We start from the raw sequence: 670 nt of genomic DNA, 5'->3' as shown, positions 1-670 counted from the left end.
GTCTAAATTTATACACTTACATCCTATACATTATGTTTACAGCTTATATGCTGGGGCCGGCGCTGTCTTTTAAAATCGGCGTACCGCGCATCGATAATCCTTTATCGTTGTTGTTCGTATTGATTGGCCTTGCCGTATTCTTTTTGGAGGGCAAGCATATTCCGCGCAAAATTTTTGTCATGCTCTGCGCCCTGGCCGCCATGTGTATTTGGCCGGCCATCCACATGGGCATTACATCGCTGATACCGACTCAATACATGGACATCTTGTTTTTTATGGCGGTGCCGGTTTTTTTCTACTTGTTTTACCAAGTGCTTATGCGCGCTGAAGATCCATTGGGCGTTATTCAGAAGTTTTTATTGGTCTTTGCCCTTTATGTTGCCATTCCACCATTTGTGGAATTGATTACCGGCATTCAGTTTGTCAGTGCCAGTGATGAACTGGCCATTAAAGAAGGCTCGCTCAAAGGGCTGTTTTTCAACCCCAACAACCTTGCTGCCACTGCCGTTTGCCTCGCACCCGCCATCCTATTTTTCTTTCAACTGCAAGGACGCAAACACAAAGAGAAACTACTGGGCTGGGGATTATATTTACTACTAGGTATGGCCATTTTTGTTTGCGTATCACGCACAGCTATTGCCTGCTACCTTTTGATTTCACTCATTTATAT

At 44.5% G+C, this 670-nt stretch carries 1 pseudogene; it reads left to right on the top strand.

Features of this window, described 5'->3' with window-relative positions:
* A pseudogene (locus ACTHUM_RS17020) lies at positions 1-670 on the top strand (O-antigen ligase family protein); the annotation flags it as partial.

Source organism: Neisseria sp. P0021.S006 (assembly GCF_051956895.1).
Note: the sequence above shows the minus strand (reverse complement) of the source record. Positions and strands in the feature narration are given on the sequence as shown.